The following is an 18,000-nucleotide window of genomic DNA, read 5'->3' on the forward strand; positions in this document are numbered from 1 at the left end:
CATGACCGCGCAGCAGCACGCAGCCTACGCGGCCGCCCACGCGGCCCTGACCGGAATCCGCCCCGCAGGGGACAGGGCCATCCTGGCGGAGTTGCCGTCCCTGGACGCTGTCCTCAGCCTCCAGGCGCAGCTCACCGCACATCCGCAGCCGGGCCAGGTGGACGTCATCGCTGCCGCCTGCACGGTCCTCATTACGACGGACTCGCCGCGGGCAGCGCAGGCACTGGCCGCGCACGTCCGCAGCCTGGACCTCGAGGTGCCCGCGGAAACCGCGAGCACGCTGGTCACCATTGACGTGGTGTACGACGGCGAGGACCTGGATGAGGTGGCCGCGCTCACCGGGCTGGACCGCGGGGGAGTAGTTGCAGCGCACACCGGCCAGCTGTGGACGGCGGCCTTCGCCGGCTTTGCTCCGGGCTTCGCCTACCTCACCGGGCAGGATTCCAGCCTGGAGGTTCCCCGCCGCCGCTCGCCGCGCACCGCCGTCCCCGCCGGAGCTGTTGCCCTGGGCGGCGCCTACTCGGCCGTCTACCCCCGGCAGTCCCCGGGCGGCTGGCAACTGATCGGCCGGACCGATGCCGCCATGTGGGACCTGGGCCGGGAGAGTCCCGCTCTGGTCCGGCCCGGGGACACCGTCCGGTTCAACGCCATCCGTGCCCAGGCGACCGTGACCCACCACCAACAGTCCGGTACCGGCGCGGCTTCAAAAGAAGAACAAGCCACCGAAGGCCTCGCCGTCCGCAAGCCCGGACTGCAGTCCACCATCCAGGACCTGGGCCGCCCGGGCTATGCGTCGCTGGGCGTCAGCAGCGCCGGCGCCATGGACCGCGGAGCACTCCGCCGCGCCAACCGCCTGGTGGGCAACAGCGAAGGCGACGCCGGAATCGAACTCCTCTTCGGCGGACTCGAACTCGTTGCCCTCAGCGACCAGGTCCTTGCCGTCACCGGCGCAGCCGTTCCGTTGGAGATCACGCCCCCGGAAGAGCCGCGGACTGCGGAAGAGCAGGTGGCCATCGAAGCAGAACAGCGGACGACGGCGGTACGCCAGCCGGCGTGCGACACCCCCTTTGCCCTCCTGGCAGGGGAGCGGCTGACCGTCGGCACCCCCGCCGCAGGCCTCCGCTCCTACGTGGGTGTCCGCGGCGGACTCGGCGGACCCGAAGCCCTGGGCAGCCGTTCCACGGACACCATGTCCGGCATCGGCCCCGAACCGCTTCAAGCGGGCACCATCCTGCCCGTGCGGACTCCCGCACCCGGGAGCATCGTGGGCCACCCCGAGGTCTCACCCCTCCCGGACCGGGACGAAGCCACCGTGCTGCGGGTGGTCCCCGGGCCCCGGCAGGACTGGTTCAGCGACGAAACCCTGCAGGACTTCCTCAAACAGGAGTGGACCGTCACACCGCAGTCGAACCGGATCGGCCTGCGGCTGAACGGCCACGCGCTCACCCGAAACCGGGACGGTGAACTGGCCAGCGAGGGAACCGTCCGCGGCGCCGTGCAGGTACCCCCGGAAGGCCAGCCCGTCCTGTTCCTCTCCGACCACCCGGTGACCGGCGGGTATCCGGTGATTGCCGTCGTCGTCCACGCAGACCTGGACAAAGCCGCCCAACTTCCCCCCGGCACCACCGTGCGGTTCGCCGCCACGCTCCCGGCAGAACTGCCCGAAACACCTAAGGAAAGCCCCCATGCGTAAAGTCCTCATTGCCAACCGAGGCGAGATTGCCGTCCGGATCGCCCGGGCCTGCGACGATGCAGGCCTGGAAAGCGTGGCCGTCTACGCCGATCCCGACGCCCATGCACTGCACGTCTCCGCCGCCACCGAGGCGTACGCGCTGCCCGGTTCCAGGCCCCAGGACACTTACCTGGACATCGAGAAGATCCTCGCCATCGCGGCGAAAAGCGGCGCCGACGCCGTCCACCCCGGCTACGGCTTCCTGTCCGAAAACGCCGGCTTCGCCCAGGCAGTCATCGACGCCGGCCTGACCTGGATCGGCCCGTCCCCGGAAACCATCCGGCTCCTGGGCGACAAGGTCAGCGCCCGCGAAGTGGCCATCCGCGCCGGCGCTCCGCTGGCCCCGGGCAGCGACGGCCCGGTGGCCAGCGCCGCCGAGGTCCGGGCGTTCGCGGAGCAAGTGGGACTCCCCGTCGCCATCAAGGCCGCCTTTGGCGGCGGCGGCCGCGGCCTGAAGGTGGTCCGGAACCAGGCCGACATCGAGGAGAGCTTCGACTCCGCCGTCCGCGAATCCCTCGCCGCCTTCGGCCGCAGCGAATGCTACGTGGAGAAATTCCTTGACCGGCCCCGCCACGTCGAAGCCCAGGTCATCGCTGACACGCACGGCAACGTGGTGGTGGTGGGCACCCGCGACTGCTCGCTGCAGCGCCGCCACCAGAAACTCGTGGAAGAGGCCCCCGCACCCTTCCTCACCCCCGACCAACGGGCGGCGATCCACGCTTCGGCCAAGGCCATCTGCCGCGAAGCCGGCTACGTGGGCGCCGGCACGGTGGAGTACCTGCTGGACGGCAGCGGCTTCCTGAGCTTCCTGGAGGTGAACACCCGGCTGCAGGTGGAGCACCCCATCACGGAGGAGACCTCGGGCGTGGACCTGGTGGCAGCCCAGCTGGCCATCGCGGCGGGGGAGGAACTTCCCATCCTGGAGGACCCGGAACCGCGCGGCCACGCGTTCGAGTTCCGGATCAACGCCGAGGACCCGGGCCGCGGCTTCCTGCCGTCCCCGGGCACCGTCACCGGGTTCGAGGTGCCCACCGGGCCTGGCATCCGCGTCGATACCGGTGTCCGCGCCGGTTCCGTGGTGCCGGGGCAGTTCGACTCCCTGCTCGCCAAACTGGTGGTCACCGGCGCGGACCGGCAGCAGGCCCTGCGCCGCGCCCGCCGCGCCCTGCGCGAGTTCCGCATCGGCGGCCTGGCCACCGTGCTGCCGTTCCACCGGGCCGTGGTGGAGGCCCCGGACTTCACCCGCACCGACGGGCTGGACATTTACACCACCTGGATCGAGAGCGGGTTCGCCGCATCCCTGGAGGCAGACCCTGCCTTCAGCCCCGCCGCCCCGGAGGAGCCCCGCAGGACCATCGGCATCGAGGTGGACGGCAAACGGATGGAGCTGGGGCTGCCCAAGGCGCTGCTGGATTCACTGCTGGACGGCGGCGGCCGACGCGGTGCAGCCGGCCGGGACGGTGCGGACGGCCCGCAGCAGAAGGCGGAGGAAGAGTCGGTGCAGAACGACGGCGACCTGCTGGCCACCATGGCCGGCACAGTGGTCAAGTGGCTGGCCCAGCCCGGAGCCTCGGTCGAGGAAGGGGAAACGGTCCTGGTGCTCGAAGCCATGAAGATGGAGACCGCCGTCGCCGCCCACCGGGCCGGCACGCTGGGTGAGCAGTTCGCAGCGGCAGGGGACCCCGTCGCGCCCGGCCAGGTGCTCACCAGCATCGGGTGATGCCGGCGACTGGATGAGCGGGTCCCGGGTGGCAGCAGGCCTTTGGTGCGGCCGCGGGCCGATATCGTGGTGCCATGACGTTTGACGAGGTGCTGGCCGATCTCCAGGCCCAGGCCAGGACCACAAAGCACTCCGAGACCGGGCTTTGGGTGGCTGCCCAGCTCCGCAGCCGCATCGCGGTAAGCAAGCTCAAGCCTGGTTCCAAGCTCGCGGAGGAAGCCCTCCGCGAGGCCCTTGGCGTGTCACGCAACACCCTGCGGGAGGCGTTCACCGCGCTCCACGCCGAGCACATCGTCACCCGCATCCCCAACCGGGGCGTCTTCGTCGCCCATCCCACGGCGGATGACATCCGCGAGATTTACCGCGTCCGCCGCTTCCTGGAACCTGCGGCGGTGCTGTGGTCCGGAGAAACGTCCATGGAGCCCCTGGCCGCGATCATCAAGGCAGCGAGGGCTGCCGCTGTGGAGGGGGACATTCCCGGCATGGCGGGCGCCAACCAGGACTTCCACCGTGCCCTCGTAGACCGTGCCGGCAGTGAGCGGCTCAACAGCCTCATGGACCAGGTCCTGGCCGAAATGCGCCTGGTGTTCCACTCCATGGCCGCCAACCCCGCATTCCATGAGCCGTACGTGGAGGACAACGCCAGGATCGTGGAGCTCATGGAAGCCGGAGACCGGGCCGCGGCAGCGGACTTCCTGTCCGCCTACCTGGACCGCGCCGAAGCGCAGCTGCTCGCCGCAGTCGAACGCTGACCCAGGCCCTTCCAAGGGAGGGGTTGCAGGATTGTTGAACAAAACGGTATGCTGTGGATCACACCGTTGTTCTGCAGCTCACTACATTCTGCAGCTCTGACGTAACCGGGGCTCCCGCCCCTCGGCGCCGCCCAACCAGTCAACCGGGCACGGACGCGCCGGCCCCCACTTTCGCAGACCCGTCACGGGTCCCCTGGGAAGGGATAATCATGCTTGTACTCATCGGGGTGCTGCTGGTGATCGTTGGCTTCGCCATCCGCCTGAACCCCCTGATTGTCGTCACCGTCGCCGGCATCGTCACCGCACTGCTGGGCGGGATGAACCCCGCACAGATCCTCGATTCGTTCGGCACCGGCTTCGCCAGCAGCCGTTCTGTCACCATCTTCGTGGCGGTGCTGCCGGTGGTGGGCATCATCGAGTTCTTCGGACTGCAGGAGCAAGCCAAGATCCTCATTGGGTAAGCTCGCCAAGCTGACTGCCGGCCGCGTCCTGATCGGCTACCTGGCCGTCCGCCAGATCACTGCCGCCGTGGGTCTGACCAGCATCGGCGGCCACGCCCAGACCGTCCGCCCGCTGGTGTTCCCCATGGCCGAGGGTGCAGCGCTGCGGCGCTACGGGCACGTGCCGGAAAAGATCAGCGAGAAGATCAAGGGCCACTCCGCCGGCGCGGACAACGTGGGCGTGTTCTTCGGCGAGGACGTATTCGTGGCCGTCGGCTCCATCCTGCTGATCACCACGTTCGTCGACACCACGTACCACCTCCACCTGGAACCGCTCCAGCTGGCCCTCTGGGCCATCCCCACCGCCATAGCCGCGTTCCTCATCCACGGCTTCCGGCTCCTGCGCCTGGACAAGCAGCTGGACAAGGAATACCGCGAGTTTGAGCTCACCGCCCAGAAGGAAACCGCAGGAGAAGCCAAATGATCAACGTTGAAGCCGTTTACTGGCTGGTCGGCATTCTGTTCGTCGCTTGGGCATCGCTGATCGCCGCCGACGCCAATCACCCGCGCCGCTGGGGAAGCTCCGCCTTCTGGGGCATCCTGGGCCTGTGCTTCTTCTACAGCACCTGGGTCCAGGCCGGCACCGCGCCGGGGTGGATCCTGGGCATCGCCGTCCTGGTCCTGGTGGTCCTGGCCTCCACCGGCCTGCTGGGCCACGGCAAGCACCGCACCTCCACCGGGCCGGAGCGGGAGGCCTACGCCAAGCGCTTCGGCAACAAACTCTTCATCCCGGCCCTGACGCTGCCGCTGGTCACGGTCATCCTGGTGCTCGCCGCGCCGGTGCTGAACTTCGGCGGCACCCCATTGCTGGATCCCAAGAACACCACGCTGGTAGCCCTGGCCATCGGCGCCGTGGCCGCCGTCGTCGTCGCCCTCCTGATCCTCAAGCCCAAGAACCCGGCGACGCCCATCTTCGAAAGCCGCCGCATCCTGGAATCCATTGGGTGGGCCGCGCTGCTGCCGCAGATGCTCACCACGCTGGGCATCCTGTTCACCAAGGCCGGCGTGGGCGTCGCAGTGGGGACCCTTGCCTCCGGCCTGCTGCCCAAGGGCTCCCTGATCGCCGGCGTGCTGGTCTACTGCATCGGCATGTTCCTGTTCACCGTGTTGATGGGCAACGGCTTCGCGGCGTTCCCCATCATGACCGCGGCGATCGGCTGGCCGGTGCTGGTGCAGACGTTCCACGGCGACCCCGCCATCGTCTTCGCCATCGGCATGCTGGCCGTCTTCTGCGGCACGCTCTGCACCCCCATGGCCGCCAACTTCAACCTGGTGCCGTCCGCGCTGCTGGAAATGAAGAACAAGTACGGCGTCATCACGGCGCAGGTGGGCACGGCCATCCCGCTGCTGGCGGTCAACATCGCGCTGATGTACTTCCTGGCCTTCCACTAAACCCCTTCGCAAAGGAGCACCATGGACAACGATCTTCGCGCACAGGCGGCACCGGATTATGCGGCCGTGGTGCTGGGCAACCTTTCCGAGGCCTTCCCGCACTCGGCCCACCACACCCAGGTGTCCGCTGACGACCGGCCCACTCCGGAGCAGATCCACCCCGCCTTCTACACCTCCTTCGACTGGCACTCCTGCGTGCACATGCACTGGCTGGGGGCCAGCCTGTTGGGCGGCACCCACGGGTCGCCTCCTGCAGGGGCTGCCCCGGCGGGAGCGTCCGACGGCGGCACGGCAGCCTGGGTGGACAGCTCCACCGGGGCGTCGCTCCGGGAAGCACTGGGCGCCAACCTGACGCCGGCCAAGCTGGCAGTGGAACGGGACTACCTGGTAGCCAACCCCTCCTGGGAGCGGCCCTACGGGTGGGCGTGGCTGATGCGGCTGGCCGCCACGTGTGCTGGCTCCTCCGATGCACAGCTCCGTGAATGGGGCACCGCGCTGGATCCGCTGGTGGACGCCGTGGCGGAGCTCAGCGTGGCGTGGATGGCCAAGGCCCAATACCCGGTGCGGCACGGGCTGCACACGAATGCTGCATTCGGCGTGGGCTACATGCTGGATGCCTTCCGCTCGCTCGGCCGTACTGATGCGGCGAAGGCCTGCGAGGAAGCGGCCCGCACCTGGTTCGCGAATGACCGCGGCTGGCCGGGCGACTGGGAGCTCAGCGGCCAGGACTTCCTCTCCGCCGGCCTGAGCGAGGCGGACCTGATGCGCCGCGTCCTGACCGCTGATGAGTTCGCCGCCTGGTTCGCAGCGTTCCTCCCGGAGCTTTCCGTGGAGTCGCGGATCCTGCAGCCGGTGGGCGTCACAGATGAGACCGACGGCTACCTGGTGCATCTGCACGGGCTCAACCTGACCCGCGCCGGACAGGTGGCACGCATCATCGCCACGCTCCGCGAATCCACCAGGCCCGAGGCCTCCGCCGCGGCGGCTGTGCTCAACGAGGCCTTGGATCCGCTGCTGAAGGCCGGGCTCCACGGGCTGGAGAGCGGCGACTTCATGTCCACGCACTGGCTGGCCAGCTTCGCCTGGGACGCGCTGGGATCCGTGGCGGCGCTGGACTGACCATCCAGCAGGTGACGGGATCAACCAGTCACATTTGGTTTGAAAGGACGCGGCGGTGCCCATATGGGCACCGCCGCGTTAGTCTTTTCCCACCACGCCCAGCGCGTGACCTGGGAGCAGCGGGCAGGGTCGTAATGAGCTGACCGTCCGCCCGCGAGCCCAGAGGAATCCCATGCGCCAGCACGTCAGCACCTGCACGTCAGACCCTGCGACGGCAGGGCAAACCGCCCTCAAGCCCAGGAGGAAGCGGACCAGGCATCCCCGGATCGCCGCGGGGGACAGAGTCCGCTTCGCCGAGGGAACCGTCTCCGGCACCGGGGTGGTGGATGCCGTGACATCGGACTACTCCGTTATCTGGGTGTGGACCGACGAAGGCCAGGGCCGGCGGATGTTCCTGCAGGGGTACGGAAGCATCGTCACCGCGGTGGAGGCCTAATTCAGCTGTTCGGAGCGTCTCGCGCGCCGCTCGTCGGCTTGCAGGATTCCATCGCGGACCGCGGCGCGGATCACGCCGTACAGGATGTAGAATAAGACGGCCCCGACGAGGACAAACAGGACAAGCCCGGTAAAGTCACCCATCAGTGCGCTCCTCCTCCGGCCAGTACGGCTGAACGGACGCCGCGGCACTCCGCAGCGTCCCGCCGTCGAGCATTAATGACGTTTCCGCCAGGCCGAAATCCGGCCACTGGCAAACCAGCCGGAGGTCCCCGTCCGGCGGGAGCGGCCACAGCCAGAGCGTGCCGCTGCCGGAGAACTCCTCATCGCCACCGCCGCCACCACCGCCGTTCAGGGCGAGGACCGGGGGTTCCGGGTTGGTGCCCGGTTCCATCAACCCGTAGGGTACCTGGCTGCCGGTGCTGGCCTTTGAACCATCGGGGAATTCGACGCCGAACATCAGCCCGGTCTGCCGTTCGCTGCGCCCATGAAAGCCCCTGCCAGGCTGGAAAAACAGCGGCTGCAAATCGTCCCAGTCCCCATCGGATTGATCGGTCCGGCGGAAGAGCCAGGACAGACTGAACAGGCACCCGGTAGAGAAGACTTCGGCGCCTTTGACCGCCACCACCATTCCCGGCGTCCGGCTCACGAACCTGCCGAGGTGGACAACAGCCGGCACTTCGTAAGCGGGAGCGGCCACCCAGGGCGGCGGGACGAGCCTGGTTGCCCGCGGCCGGGGCGGCAGGGGAGGGACGGGAAAGTCCTGGAAGAAGGTCATGATGGTCCTTGGGTCCGCTGGCTGCGACCGACCAGCGGAACAAGCGGCTGTGCCGCCCTGGATCCCCCAATCCGTCCTTGCCCGGCCAAGTCTAGCGGGGATGCCTCAGGGCCTGGTGGCCTCCTCGAGGATTTCCAGCAGGTGGCGGTAGGAGCGGCCAGTCGCCTTGGACATTCCCAGCTCGCAGGTGCGGTTTGTAGAGGCGTAGGCGTCGAACTCCCGCTCGTTGATCTCGCCGGCCTGCCGGTTGGTCGCGGAGTCGGTGAGTTCAGGATGGAGCAGGCCCCGGTCGCCGGCGAACGCGCAGCAGCCCCAGTTGAGCGGCACGAAGACATCTTCCGTGACGGCCCCGGCAATTTCGAGCAGCGCGGGGTTGGTTCCCAGCTGGGTGGATGAGCACGTGGGGTGCAGAGCCATGGAACCCAGCGGAGCAGTCACCGTGAGCTGGCCCAGGACGTGCTGCTGGACGAACTCCACCGAGTCAACAAAACGCAGTCCGGCATACCGTTCTCCGTCCGCGCCGACAAGACGCTTCATGGTGTCCAGGCCTTCCGTGCAGGAAGCGGCATCGCACACCACGGGCAGCCTGCCGCGGCCGCTGGCCTCGTACAGCTGGTCCAGGACCTTGGCTGTCATGGCGTCATAGCCCTGGGAGAAGCCCTTGGATTTCCACGGGGTGCCGCAGCACAGGCTCTCGATGCCTTCCGGGACGGTTATGCCCACTCCGGCACGTTCGCAGAGGTCCAGGAATGCCTGGGCCGAGCCCTTTCCCTTGCCTTCCGGGCCATCCGCAGGGCCGAACATGGTGCCGATGCAGGCCGGGAAGAACACCGCCACGCTGCCTAGGTCCCGGCGTTCCCGGCGCCTGGAACCGCCGCCTGGCAGCACGTCGGCGTAGGCGGGCACCGTCTCCGGTCCCAGCAGCGCACGGCCGACGGCGGTGGCGGCCTTTGGCAGCGGCGCCGGCATGGCCTTGGCTACAGTCAGGGCCAGGCCGCCGCCGGCGGTCACGGCGCCCCAGTTTTCGGCGGCCTTGTTCCAGCCGGCCGCGGCGACGGTGTTGGCATTTTCCTTGCGCAGCCGCCGCACCAGGTCTCCGGTGTTGATCAACACCGGGCAGGCGGTGACGCACATGCCGTCGGCGGCGCAGGTCTGCACGCCGTCGTAGTCATAGTCCTTGCGCAGGCTGGCGGCGAGGGCGTGGTCGCCGCGTTGCTCAGCGGCAGCAATGTCGCGCCGAAGCACGATGCGTTGGCGCGGAGTAAGCGTGATGTCCTTGCTGGGGCAAACCGGTTCGCAGTACCCGCACTCGACACAGCGGTCCACTTCCTCCTCGACGGTGGGAGCCACCTTCAGGTTCTCGATGTAGGAGAGTGGTTCGTCGGCGAGCAGCACACCCGGGTTCAGGAGATTGGGCGGGTCAATCAGCCGCTTGATCTCCTGCATGACTGTGTAGAGCTCGTCGCCGTACTGGCGGCGGACGAACGGGGCCATGATGCGGCCGGTCCCGTGCTCGGCTTTGAGTGAACCGCCCGCGCCGAGGACCAGGTCCACCATCTCGTCAGTGAAGGCCTGGTAGCGCAGCAGTTGGTCCGGATCGTCGAAGCGCTCGTTGAGCATGAAGTGGACGTTTCCGTCCTTGGCGTGCCCGAAGATCACCGATTCCTTGTAATGGTGCTCGTGGAAGAGCCGCGTCAGTTCGCCGCAGGTGCCGGCAAGGGCGGGAACCGGGACAACGATGTCCTCCAGCAGTGCGTTGGTTCCCGAGGGGCGGGCGCCGGCCACGGCCGTGTACAGGCCCTTGCGGACGTGCCAGAGGGCAGCCCGGTCTTTCGGGTCCGAGGTCAGCGCGAAGGGTGTTGCAAGATCCAGCGAGTCGAACAGCTGCTGCGAGCCTGCCCGCTTGCCGGACAGGTCGGCGGCGTCCGCGCCCTGGTGTTCCACCAGCAGCGCGGCGTGTCCTTGGACTGGCAGGTAACGGATGGCGGCGGGGGCGTCGGCGGCGGACTGGGCCACCTTCAACGCTGCCGCGTCCATGAGTTCGATGGTGGCAAGGCCGGTGGACACCAGGTCCGGCAGGGCTCCCATTGCCGCATCGAGGGTATTGAAGACGAGCAGCCCGGTGGCGACGGCGGGTTTGACCTCGACGGTCCGGAAGACAGCCTCCGCCACGAAGCCGAGGGTTCCCTCGCTGCCGATCATCAGGTGCATCAGGATGTCCACGGGACGTTCGTAATCCAGAAAGGAGTTCACGCCGTAGCCCATGGTGTTCTTCATCGAGAACAGTGAACGGATGATGCGGACGGACTCGTCGTTTCCCACCACCCGCCGGCGCAGCCTCAGGAGCCCCTCGTGGAGTTCCGGTTCCAGCTCGCGCAACCGCCGGTCGGCGTCGGCGTCGGCGGTGTCGATGACCGTGCCCGAGGGCAGCACCAGCACCATTGATTCCAGCGTCCGGTAGGTGTTGAGCTCAGTGCCGCACGCCATTCCTGAGGAGTTGTTGGCGATGACACCGCCCACGGTGCAGGCGATTTCGCTGGCGGGATCGGGGCCGAGCTTGCGTCCAAACGCAGCCAGCCGGACATTGACGCTGCGCACCGTGGCGCCCGGCTGGACACGAACCCGGGCGCCGCCGTCGAGCACCTCAACACCGCGGAAATGCTGGCGGGTGTTGATCAGCAGGCTATCACTCAGGGCCTGCCCGGAAAGGCTCGTGCCACCGGACCGAAAGGTGGCGGGAAGCCCAAGCTCCCGGCTGCGCCGGAGCAGGGCGCCAACGTCGGCGGCATTGCGTGGGGTGGCTACGCCTTGCGGGACCAGGAGGTAGTGCGAGGCGTCGTGTGCCATGGCATGGCGGTCCAGGTCCCGCGTGCTGACGGTATCCAGATCCAGCTGGTGGACGGGGGATTCGGCTCCTGCGGTGGTTCTCATGCGTGGCTCCAGGAAATCAGGTAATGGGGTGGGGCGGGGTGGCGTCCCCGGCCCGCTGGTAGAACCATTCGATGTGTTCGCGCAGCAGGCGTGCGGCGAGTTCGCCGTCACGGGACTGGACGGCATCAAAGATTCCGTGGTGTTGGGTGCGCAGTGCTGCCAGGACCGCCGGCCAGTCCTCCATCGCGTCCATGGCTCCCTTGACGTAGCCCACGATCGAGCCGCTGAGGGACTCCATGATGGTGGCCATGACTTCGTTGCCTGCGAGCGAACTCAGCGCCACATGGAACCTGGCGTCCAGCTCGTGGAAGGTTGCCCGGTCCAGTTCGGGCTGGTCCATGGCCTCCAGCAGTTGGGCCGCCTGTTTCCGCTCCGCGTCGCCGCCTTCGCGCACTGCACCGGCGCGGGCAGTCCACGTCTCCAGGAGGATACGGGTTTGGACGATGTCCTGGACTGGCAGCCGGTTGCTGGCAACATGCAGCCGGAGGGCGGAGGAGAGCCCGGCGGACGGATCGGAGACCACAATGGCGCCGGAGGTGGGACCGGAGCCCACTGAGCTTCGGACCACGCCCATGGCGTCGAGGATGCGGATGGCCTCGCGTACGGACGCCCTGGATATTCCGTAGTTTTCCGCCAGGGTCCGTTCGCCCGGGAGCCGGTCACCGACCTTGATTTTGCTTACCCGCAGATCCGCTTCAATGTCTTTCAGGAGCGCATCGTGGGTTCGACGTCGGGGGGCTGCTCCGGCTGCGGCGGGTGTCACGGGCGATCCTCTGGAGTGGGGGAGTGCGGGCCGGGAGGGCCCGCACCCCGATTGTGCGCGGGTGGAGGGCTACGGGAGCATCCAGCCCAGGACTGGGGTGGATTGCAGGTAGACGATGGTGCACAGCACCAGAAGCAACCCCACGCTCCATCCGACTACCTTACGCAGAAGGACAGACTCCTGGCCGTCAAGGTTCACGGCGGTGGCGGCAATGGCGAGGTTCTGCGGGCTGATGAGCTTGCCCACCACACCGCCGGCCGTATTGCTTACCACGAGCAGGTTCGGGTCGATGCCTGCATTCACGCCGGCAGTCTGCTGCAGCTTGGCAAACAGTGCGTTCGCGGAGGTGTCCGAACCGGTCACGGCCGTGCCCAGCCAGCCGAGCACCGGGGAGAGGAACGCGAAGAAGCTTCCGGTGCTTACCAGCCAGACGCCGATCGAGACCGTCTGGCCCGAGTTGTTCATGACGTAGGCCAGGGCGAGCACCGTGATGATGGTCAGGCCGGCCCAGCGCATCTTGAAGATGGTCCGTCCGATTTCGGCCACGGCGTTGGCTACTGTCATGTGGAAGCGGCCGCCGTCATCGAAGCGGGCGTAGACGGCCGCGACGATCAACCCCGTGATCAGCAGGAGCGTGCCCGGGCTGGACAGCCACTGGAAGACGTAGACGGTGGAGGACAGCGGCTTGCCGTCGGCGCTCACCAGGGCGTCGTGCAGGACAGGCCATGGAACCTTGACATCGGTGGCGGCGAGGGCGGCCGGAAGGTCGACGCCGAGCTTCCACAGTTTGGCGATGCCGAACACCACAATGACCAGGAAGTAGGGAAACAGTGCCAGCCACGTGCGTGCCGGGGTGAGGCTTTCGCCGTCGGCCGCCTCTACGGTGGCGACGCTGCCGGACCGGGCGCTTCGCGGACCCTGGCCTGCCGGCGTGGTGCCGGCCGCGGCAGCCTCCGCGGCGACGCCCAGCCGGTCACGCGCTGCTGTGGTGCCCCGGGGCTTCCAGAAGCGGAAGAACAGCACAGCCGCGCCCAGGCCCACCAGCGAAGCCATGATGTCGGTGAGTTCGTAGGAGAAGAAGTTTGAGCAGAGGAACTGCGCTGCGGCGAAGGAGAATCCGATGACCAGCGCGGCAGGCCAGCAGTCCTTCAAACCCTTGCGTCCGTCCAGGATGAAGAGCAGGATCAGCGGGACGAAGGTTGCCAGGAGCGGCGCCTGGCGACCCACCATGGCACCAATGTCGGTGGCGTGCAGGCCGGTGAGTCCCGCAGCGGTGGTGATCGGGATGGCCATGGCACCAAAGGCGACCGGGGCGGTGTTTGCCACCAGCACGGCAGCAGCGGCCCGGAGCGGGGGCAGGCCCAGGGCCAGCAGCATGGTGGCGGTGATGGCCACCGGCGCACCAAAGCCGGCAAGGGCCTCGAGCAGGCCGCCGAAGCAGAACGCGATCAGGACGCCCTGCAGGCGGACGTCGCCGCCGCCAATGACATCGAACACCCGGCGGAGGTCTTCAAAACGGCCGCTCAGCACCGTGACCTGGTAGAGCCAGACGGCCATGACCACGATCCACAGCACGGGGAAGGCGCCGAAGACCCCGCCCTGGGTGGCGGACAGAAGCGCCAGGCCTGCGGGCATCTTGAAAGCCAGGATGCCCACGGCCAGGGCCACCAGCAGGGCGAAGGCCCCGGCCACGTGGGCTTTGGTCCTGACGACGGCGAGAAGGACAAAGAAGGTCAGCAGCGGCAGCAGGCCGACGATGGCCGACCAGGCAACGCTGTTCAGCACCGGGTCTGTGCTGGGGGTGAAGTGGTCCACGAAGTTCCTCCACGATGAGGGCGATGGGGATGGCTTTGGTCAGACCACAATGGTCCGACCACGGAAGTGTAGCCCACTTTTGGCTGGAATGTGAGCCGGTTCACCATCTCATTGCGGGCTTGTCAGTGGCGGCCATCACGTGGTCTACTGTGGTCAGACCATACGCTCCCCCTCCGGAAGGCCGTCATGAGAATTGCCCTGTTCGCCACCTGCATCGTGGACGCGATGTACCCGGCCACGGCGAAGGCCACCGTCAGGATCCTGGAGCGGCTGGGACACGAAGTAGTGTTCCCCTCCGGCCAGGCCTGCTGCGGCCAGATGCACGTCAACAGCGGCTACCTCAAAGAAGCCGTCCCGGTGATCGCCAACCACGTGGCCGCATTCGACACCGCGGACTACGACGTCGCGGTCGCCCCGTCCGGGTCCTGCGTGGCCTCGGTCAAGCACCAGCACCCCATGGTGGCGCGCGCCTGCGGCGACGCTGCCCTGGAAGCCCGCGCCACCGCCGTCGGCACCAAAACCTACGAGCTGTCCGAACTGCTGGTGGACGTGCTGGGCGTGACCGACGCCGGGGCCCAACTGGGTTCCTACTTCCCGCACCGGGTGACCTACCATCCCAGCTGCCACGGGATGCGGCTGCTGCGGCTCGGTGACAGGCAGTCCCGACTGCTGCGGACCGTGCAGGGAATCGACCTTGCCGAGCTGCCCGAACAGGACCAGTGCTGCGGCTTCGGCGGCACGTTTTCCATGAAGAACGCCGATGTCTCGTCGGCCATGCTCCAGGACAAGGCGGCCAACATCGAATCCACCGGGGCCGAGCTCTGCACCGGCGGGGACGCCTCCTGCCTGATGCACATCGGCGGCGGACTGTCCCGCCAGGGCAGCTCCACCACGACCCTCCACCTGGCCGAAATCCTCGCCAGCACCATGGAAGAACCGGCGTCCGTCATCGGCGAAGTCCGCGTCTCCACCGGAAAGGCCCTGCGATGACCACCTTCCTGGGAATGCCCGCCCTGCCCGCCTTCGGCTCGGGCAACCTGTTCGCCGGGGAGTCCTTCCCCACGGCGGCGCACCGTGAACTGGGCAACGCGCAGTTGCGCGCCAACCTCGGCCATGCCACCCACACCATCCGCGACAAGCGCCAGGCCGTGGTCGCCGAACTGCCCGACTGGGAACAGCTCCGCGACGCGGGGTCCGCCATCAAGCAGGCGGTGATGGCCAGGCTGCCCGAGCTCCTGGAGGAGTTCGAAACGAACTTCACCGCACGCGGCGGCGTGATCCACTGGGCCCGCGACGCCCGGGAAGCCAACGAAATCGTGGCCGGACTGGTCCGGGACACCGGCGAAACCGAAGTGGTCAAGATCAAGTCCATGGCCACCCAGGAAATCGGGCTCAATGAGTACCTCGAGGAGCAGGGCATCGGGGCCTTCGAAACCGATCTCGCCGAGCTCATCGTCCAGCTGGACCACGACAAGCCCAGCCACATCCTGGTACCCGCCATCCACAAGAACCGCACCGAAATCCGGGACATCTTCCTCCGCGAAATGCCCGGTGCCGATCCTGCGCTGACCGACGATCCCTCCGTCCTGGCCATGGCTGCCCGCGAGCACCTGCGCCGGAAGTTCCTCACGGCGAAGGTGGCCGTGTCCGGGGCCAACTTCGCCCTTGCCGACTCCGGCACCCTGGCAGTCGTGGAATCCGAAGGCAACGGCCGCATGTGCCTCACGCTTCCGGAAACGCTGATCACGGTGATGGGCATCGAGAAGCTGCTGCCCACCTGGCAGGACCTGGAAGTGTTCATGCAGCTGCTCCCGCGTTCTTCCACCGGGGAGCGGATGAACCCGTACACCTCCCTGTGGACCGGAGTAACGGAGGGCGACGGGCCGCAGAACGTGCACCTGGTGCTCCTGGACAACGGCCGCAGCGCCGCGCTCGCCGATGAAATGGGCCGCTCCGCCCTGCACTGCATCCGCTGCAGCGCCTGCATGAACGTCTGCCCGGTATACGAGCGCACGGGCGGCCACGCCTACGGCTCCACCTACCCGGGCCCCATCGGCGCGATTCTCTCCCCGCTGCTCACCGGCATCGAGGCGGAGGAAAACAACTCCCTGCCGTACGCCTCCTCCCTCTGCGGTGCCTGCTACGATGCCTGCCCCGTCAAAATCAACATCCCGGACATCCTGGTACACCTGCGCAGCGTGGATGTGGACAGCAAGCGCGGAAAGAAGAAGGTCCCCAGCCAGATGGATGTGGGCATGAAAGCCGCATCCTGGGCTTTGTCCTCGGGCAAACGCCTGGGCCTGGTGGAGAAGGGGCTGCCGCTGGGCCGCCTGGCCGCGGGACCGGACAGGAAGATCACCAAGCTGCCCGGCATCGCCGCCGGCTGGACCCAAAGCCGCGACATCCCGGCGCCGCCGGCGCAGTCGTTCCGGGACTGGTGGGCCAAAGAACACCGGAACGCCGGCGGCGCTCCCGGCACGCCTGGCACACCGGAGGCCGGTCCGTCCCGCACGCCGTCCCCAGACACGAAGGAAACCCCGCAATGACCGCACGCGAAGACATCCTCTCCCGGATCAGGGCAGCATTGCAGGACAGCCCGCAGGCGCCGCAGATTCCGCGGGAATACCGGGCAGCATCGGAACTGGACACGGACGCACTGATCGAGCTCCTGGTGGACCGGCTGGTGGACTACAAGGCGCAGGTGGCGGTGGTTCCGGAAGCAGAGGTGCCCGCACGGATTGCGTCGCTCCTTGACGGGGCGCGCAGTTTCGTCGTGCCCGAAGGGTTCGACGCCGGGTGGCTGGCAGGAACCGGCGACGACGGCGGGTCCCGCCGCCGCGTCGACTCTCCGGCGGCACCGCTCAGCGTCGCCGAGCTCGATGGCATTGATGCCGTGGTGACCGGCAGCGCCGTGGCGGTCGCCGAGACGGGAACCATCATCCTGGACGGCAGCGCCAACCAGGGCCGCCGCGCCATCAGCCTGGTCCCGGACCACCATATCTGCGTGGTGAAGGCCGCCGATATCACCGGGATCCTGCCCGAGGCGCTGGGCCGGATCGACGGGACCCGGCCCGTCACGATGATCAGCGGGCCGAGTGCCACCAGCGACATCGAGCTCGAACGCGTGGAGGGCGTCCATGGACCGCGCAGGCTTGACGTCATCATTGCCCGCTAGAGTCATCCCATGACCACTGCTGCTCTACGGCCTGTCTACTTCCTGTCGGACAGCACCGGCATCACCGCGGAAACCTTGGGGAATACGCTGCTGACGCAGTTCCCCGTGGACAACTTCGACCGCGTCACCATTCCCTTCATCACCACGGCTGAACAGGCCCGGTCCGTAGTGCGTACCATCGACGGCCTTGCTGCCACCGGGCCGCAGCCGCTGGTCTTTTCCACCGCCGTCAGCAGCGAAATACGCCAGATCCTGGGCGGCTGCAAGGGCGTCATCGTGGACCTGATCGGTACGCACGTGGGAGTCCTGGAACAGGCGCTGGGGGCACCGGCCAGCGGCGAACCGGGCCGCGCGCACGGGCTCGGGAACGCCGCGCGCTACCAGTCCCGGATGGCGGCGGTGGAGTACGCGATGGAGCACGACGACGGGCAGAGCCTGCGTGCGCTGGAGAAGGCCCAAGTGATCCTGGTGGCCCCGTCCCGGTGCGGCAAGACGCCCACCACCATGTATCTGGCGCTCCAGCACGGGATCTTCGCCGCAAACTTTCCACTGGTGGACGAAGACTTCCAGCACGACGGGCTGCCCAAGCCGCTGCGGCCTTTCGTGTCGAAGTGTTTCGGCCTGTCCTCCAACCCGTTGCGCCTCAGCCAGATCCGGACCGAACGGCGGCCCAGCTCCCCGTATGCGTCGCTGCGGCAGTGCGGTTTTGAGCTGCGCAGCGCCGAGCAGCTGTACGTCTCGCACCGCATTCCGTACCTGAACTCGGCCACCGTCTCCGTGGAGGAGATGGCGGCCACCATCCTGCAGCGGATGAACCTCAAGCACTAGCCCGGAATTTCACAAACGTGGCGTAGCGCACATCATGTGGAAAGTCCGCTGAAGACCTGA

The 18,000-nt window shown here is 67.8% G+C and carries 17 protein-coding genes; 12 read left to right on the plus strand and 5 right to left on the minus strand.

The window, feature by feature from the left end; genetic code table 11:
- Window position 1: 1 nt before the first annotated feature.
- The 8 genes from NMQ03_RS04945 to NMQ03_RS04980 all read left to right on the plus strand — a co-directional run bounded on the left by NMQ03_RS04945 (window position 2) and on the right by NMQ03_RS04980 (window position 7,651).
- Entirely contained in the window at window positions 2-1,693 is a 1,692-nt protein-coding gene (locus NMQ03_RS04945) for a 5-oxoprolinase/urea amidolyase family protein (protein WP_255174638.1), read from the plus strand.
- Window positions 1,686-3,452 (plus strand): biotin carboxylase N-terminal domain-containing protein, encoded by a 1,767-nt coding sequence (locus NMQ03_RS04950; RefSeq protein ID WP_255174639.1) that lies wholly within the window; start codon window positions 1,686-1,688, stop codon window positions 3,450-3,452. Before NMQ03_RS04945 ends, NMQ03_RS04950 begins: the two co-directional genes overlap by 8 nt.
- Before the next feature lie 74 nt (window positions 3,453-3,526).
- Window positions 3,527-4,204: a GntR family transcriptional regulator gene (locus tag NMQ03_RS04955; RefSeq protein ID WP_255174640.1), complete on the plus strand. Its 678-nt coding sequence runs from the start codon at window positions 3,527-3,529 to the stop codon at window positions 4,202-4,204.
- A 209-nt stretch (window positions 4,205-4,413) separates the two neighbouring features.
- A complete protein-coding gene (locus tag NMQ03_RS04960) occupies window positions 4,414-4,665 on the plus strand; it encodes a 5-oxoproline transporter, DUF969 family subunit (RefSeq protein WP_255174641.1) in 252 nt (83 codons plus the stop codon).
- Window positions 4,658-5,128: a 5-oxoproline transporter, DUF969 family subunit gene (locus NMQ03_RS04965; protein ID WP_255174642.1), complete on the plus strand. Its 471-nt coding sequence runs from the start codon at window positions 4,658-4,660 to the stop codon at window positions 5,126-5,128. Before NMQ03_RS04960 ends, NMQ03_RS04965 begins: the two co-directional genes overlap by 8 nt.
- The gene (locus tag NMQ03_RS04970; protein ID WP_255174643.1) at window positions 5,125-6,096 is read left to right on the plus strand and encodes a DUF979 domain-containing protein; all 972 of its coding nucleotides are present in this window, start codon (window positions 5,125-5,127) and stop codon (window positions 6,094-6,096) included. Before NMQ03_RS04965 ends, NMQ03_RS04970 begins: the two co-directional genes overlap by 4 nt.
- A 21-nt stretch (window positions 6,097-6,117) precedes the next feature.
- A complete protein-coding gene (locus tag NMQ03_RS04975; RefSeq protein ID WP_255174644.1) occupies window positions 6,118-7,215 on the plus strand; it encodes a DUF2891 family protein in 1,098 nt (365 codons plus the stop codon).
- Between the two features lie 172 nt (window positions 7,216-7,387).
- Window positions 7,388-7,651 (plus strand): hypothetical protein, encoded by a 264-nt coding sequence (locus NMQ03_RS04980; RefSeq protein WP_255174645.1) that lies wholly within the window; start codon window positions 7,388-7,390, stop codon window positions 7,649-7,651.
- Here NMQ03_RS04980 and NMQ03_RS04985 read toward each other — a convergent pair.
- The 5 genes from NMQ03_RS04985 to NMQ03_RS05005 all read right to left on the minus strand — a co-directional run bounded on the left by NMQ03_RS04985 (window position 7,648) and on the right by NMQ03_RS05005 (window position 13,937).
- Entirely contained in the window at window positions 7,648-7,794 is a 147-nt protein-coding gene (locus tag NMQ03_RS04985) for a hypothetical protein (protein ID WP_255174646.1), read from the minus strand. The two genes, NMQ03_RS04980 and NMQ03_RS04985, sit on opposite strands and share 4 nt — an antisense overlap.
- Entirely contained in the window at window positions 7,787-8,428 is a 642-nt protein-coding gene (locus NMQ03_RS04990) for a hypothetical protein (RefSeq protein WP_255174647.1), read from the minus strand. The genes NMQ03_RS04985 and NMQ03_RS04990 overlap by 8 nt, the downstream gene beginning before the upstream one ends.
- A gap of 105 nt (window positions 8,429-8,533) precedes the next feature.
- Window positions 8,534-11,359 carry an FAD-binding and (Fe-S)-binding domain-containing protein gene (locus NMQ03_RS04995; protein ID WP_255174648.1) on the minus strand — a complete coding sequence of 942 codons (2,826 nt, stop codon included), beginning with the start codon at window positions 11,357-11,359 and terminating at the stop codon, window positions 8,534-8,536.
- A gap of 16 nt (window positions 11,360-11,375) precedes the next feature.
- Entirely contained in the window at window positions 11,376-12,122 is a 747-nt protein-coding gene (locus tag NMQ03_RS05000) for a FadR/GntR family transcriptional regulator (RefSeq protein ID WP_255174649.1), read from the minus strand.
- A 69-nt stretch (window positions 12,123-12,191) separates the two neighbouring features.
- On the minus strand, window positions 12,192-13,937 hold the full coding sequence (locus NMQ03_RS05005) for an L-lactate permease (protein ID WP_255174650.1): 1,746 nt from the start codon (window positions 13,935-13,937) through the stop codon (window positions 12,192-12,194).
- 186 nt (window positions 13,938-14,123) lie between these two features.
- Here NMQ03_RS05005 and NMQ03_RS05010 point away from each other — a divergent pair, with 186 nt between their 5' ends.
- The 4 genes from NMQ03_RS05010 to NMQ03_RS05025 are packed head-to-tail and all read left to right on the plus strand — an operon-like array spanning window position 14,124 to window position 17,940.
- On the plus strand, window positions 14,124-14,927 hold the full coding sequence (locus tag NMQ03_RS05010) for a (Fe-S)-binding protein (RefSeq protein ID WP_255174651.1): 804 nt from the start codon (window positions 14,124-14,126) through the stop codon (window positions 14,925-14,927).
- Complete coding sequence (locus tag NMQ03_RS05015) at window positions 14,924-16,483, plus strand: LutB/LldF family L-lactate oxidation iron-sulfur protein (protein WP_255174652.1); 1,560 nt, start codon at window positions 14,924-14,926, stop codon at window positions 16,481-16,483. The genes NMQ03_RS05010 and NMQ03_RS05015 overlap by 4 nt, the downstream gene beginning before the upstream one ends.
- Entirely contained in the window at window positions 16,480-17,112 is a 633-nt protein-coding gene (locus NMQ03_RS05020) for a lactate utilization protein C (protein WP_255174653.1), read from the plus strand. Before NMQ03_RS05015 ends, NMQ03_RS05020 begins: the two co-directional genes overlap by 4 nt.
- A gap of 9 nt (window positions 17,113-17,121) precedes the next feature.
- Window positions 17,122-17,940: a pyruvate, water dikinase regulatory protein gene (locus NMQ03_RS05025; protein ID WP_255174654.1), complete on the plus strand. Its 819-nt coding sequence runs from the start codon at window positions 17,122-17,124 to the stop codon at window positions 17,938-17,940.
- Window positions 17,941-18,000 lie beyond the last annotated feature (60 nt).

The sequence above is a fragment of the Arthrobacter sp. DNA4 genome, assembly GCF_024362385.1.
Taxonomy (GTDB): domain Bacteria; phylum Actinomycetota; class Actinomycetes; order Actinomycetales; family Micrococcaceae; genus Arthrobacter.

Excerpts from the sequence above, each read along its gene's own strand:
- NMQ03_RS04945 (WP_255174638.1), top strand. The coding sequence starts at position 2 with ATGACCGCGCAGCAGCACGCAGCCTACGCGGCCGCCCACGCGGCCCTG.
- NMQ03_RS04970 (WP_255174643.1), top strand. The coding sequence starts at position 5,125 with ATGATCAACGTTGAAGCCGTTTACTGGCTGGTCGGCATTCTGTTCGTC.
- NMQ03_RS04985 (WP_255174646.1), bottom strand. The coding sequence starts at position 7,794 with ATGGGTGACTTTACCGGGCTTGTCCTGTTTGTCCTCGTCGGGGCCGTC.
- NMQ03_RS05010 (WP_255174651.1), top strand. The coding sequence starts at position 14,124 with ATGAGAATTGCCCTGTTCGCCACCTGCATCGTGGACGCGATGTACCCG.
- NMQ03_RS04995 (WP_255174648.1), bottom strand. The coding sequence starts at position 11,359 with ATGAGAACCACCGCAGGAGCCGAATCCCCCGTCCACCAGCTGGATCTG.
- NMQ03_RS04955 (WP_255174640.1), top strand. The coding sequence starts at position 3,527 with ATGACGTTTGACGAGGTGCTGGCCGATCTCCAGGCCCAGGCCAGGACC.
- NMQ03_RS05015 (WP_255174652.1), top strand. The coding sequence starts at position 14,924 with ATGACCACCTTCCTGGGAATGCCCGCCCTGCCCGCCTTCGGCTCGGGC.
- NMQ03_RS04980 (WP_255174645.1), top strand. The coding sequence starts at position 7,388 with ATGCGCCAGCACGTCAGCACCTGCACGTCAGACCCTGCGACGGCAGGG.
- NMQ03_RS05025 (WP_255174654.1), top strand. The coding sequence starts at position 17,122 with ATGACCACTGCTGCTCTACGGCCTGTCTACTTCCTGTCGGACAGCACC.
- NMQ03_RS04950 (WP_255174639.1), top strand. The coding sequence starts at position 1,686 with ATGCGTAAAGTCCTCATTGCCAACCGAGGCGAGATTGCCGTCCGGATC.
- NMQ03_RS04960 (WP_255174641.1), top strand. The coding sequence starts at position 4,414 with ATGCTTGTACTCATCGGGGTGCTGCTGGTGATCGTTGGCTTCGCCATC.
- NMQ03_RS04975 (WP_255174644.1), top strand. The coding sequence starts at position 6,118 with ATGGACAACGATCTTCGCGCACAGGCGGCACCGGATTATGCGGCCGTG.
- NMQ03_RS04990 (WP_255174647.1), bottom strand. The coding sequence starts at position 8,428 with ATGACCTTCTTCCAGGACTTTCCCGTCCCTCCCCTGCCGCCCCGGCCG.
- NMQ03_RS05020 (WP_255174653.1), top strand. The coding sequence starts at position 16,480 with ATGACCGCACGCGAAGACATCCTCTCCCGGATCAGGGCAGCATTGCAG.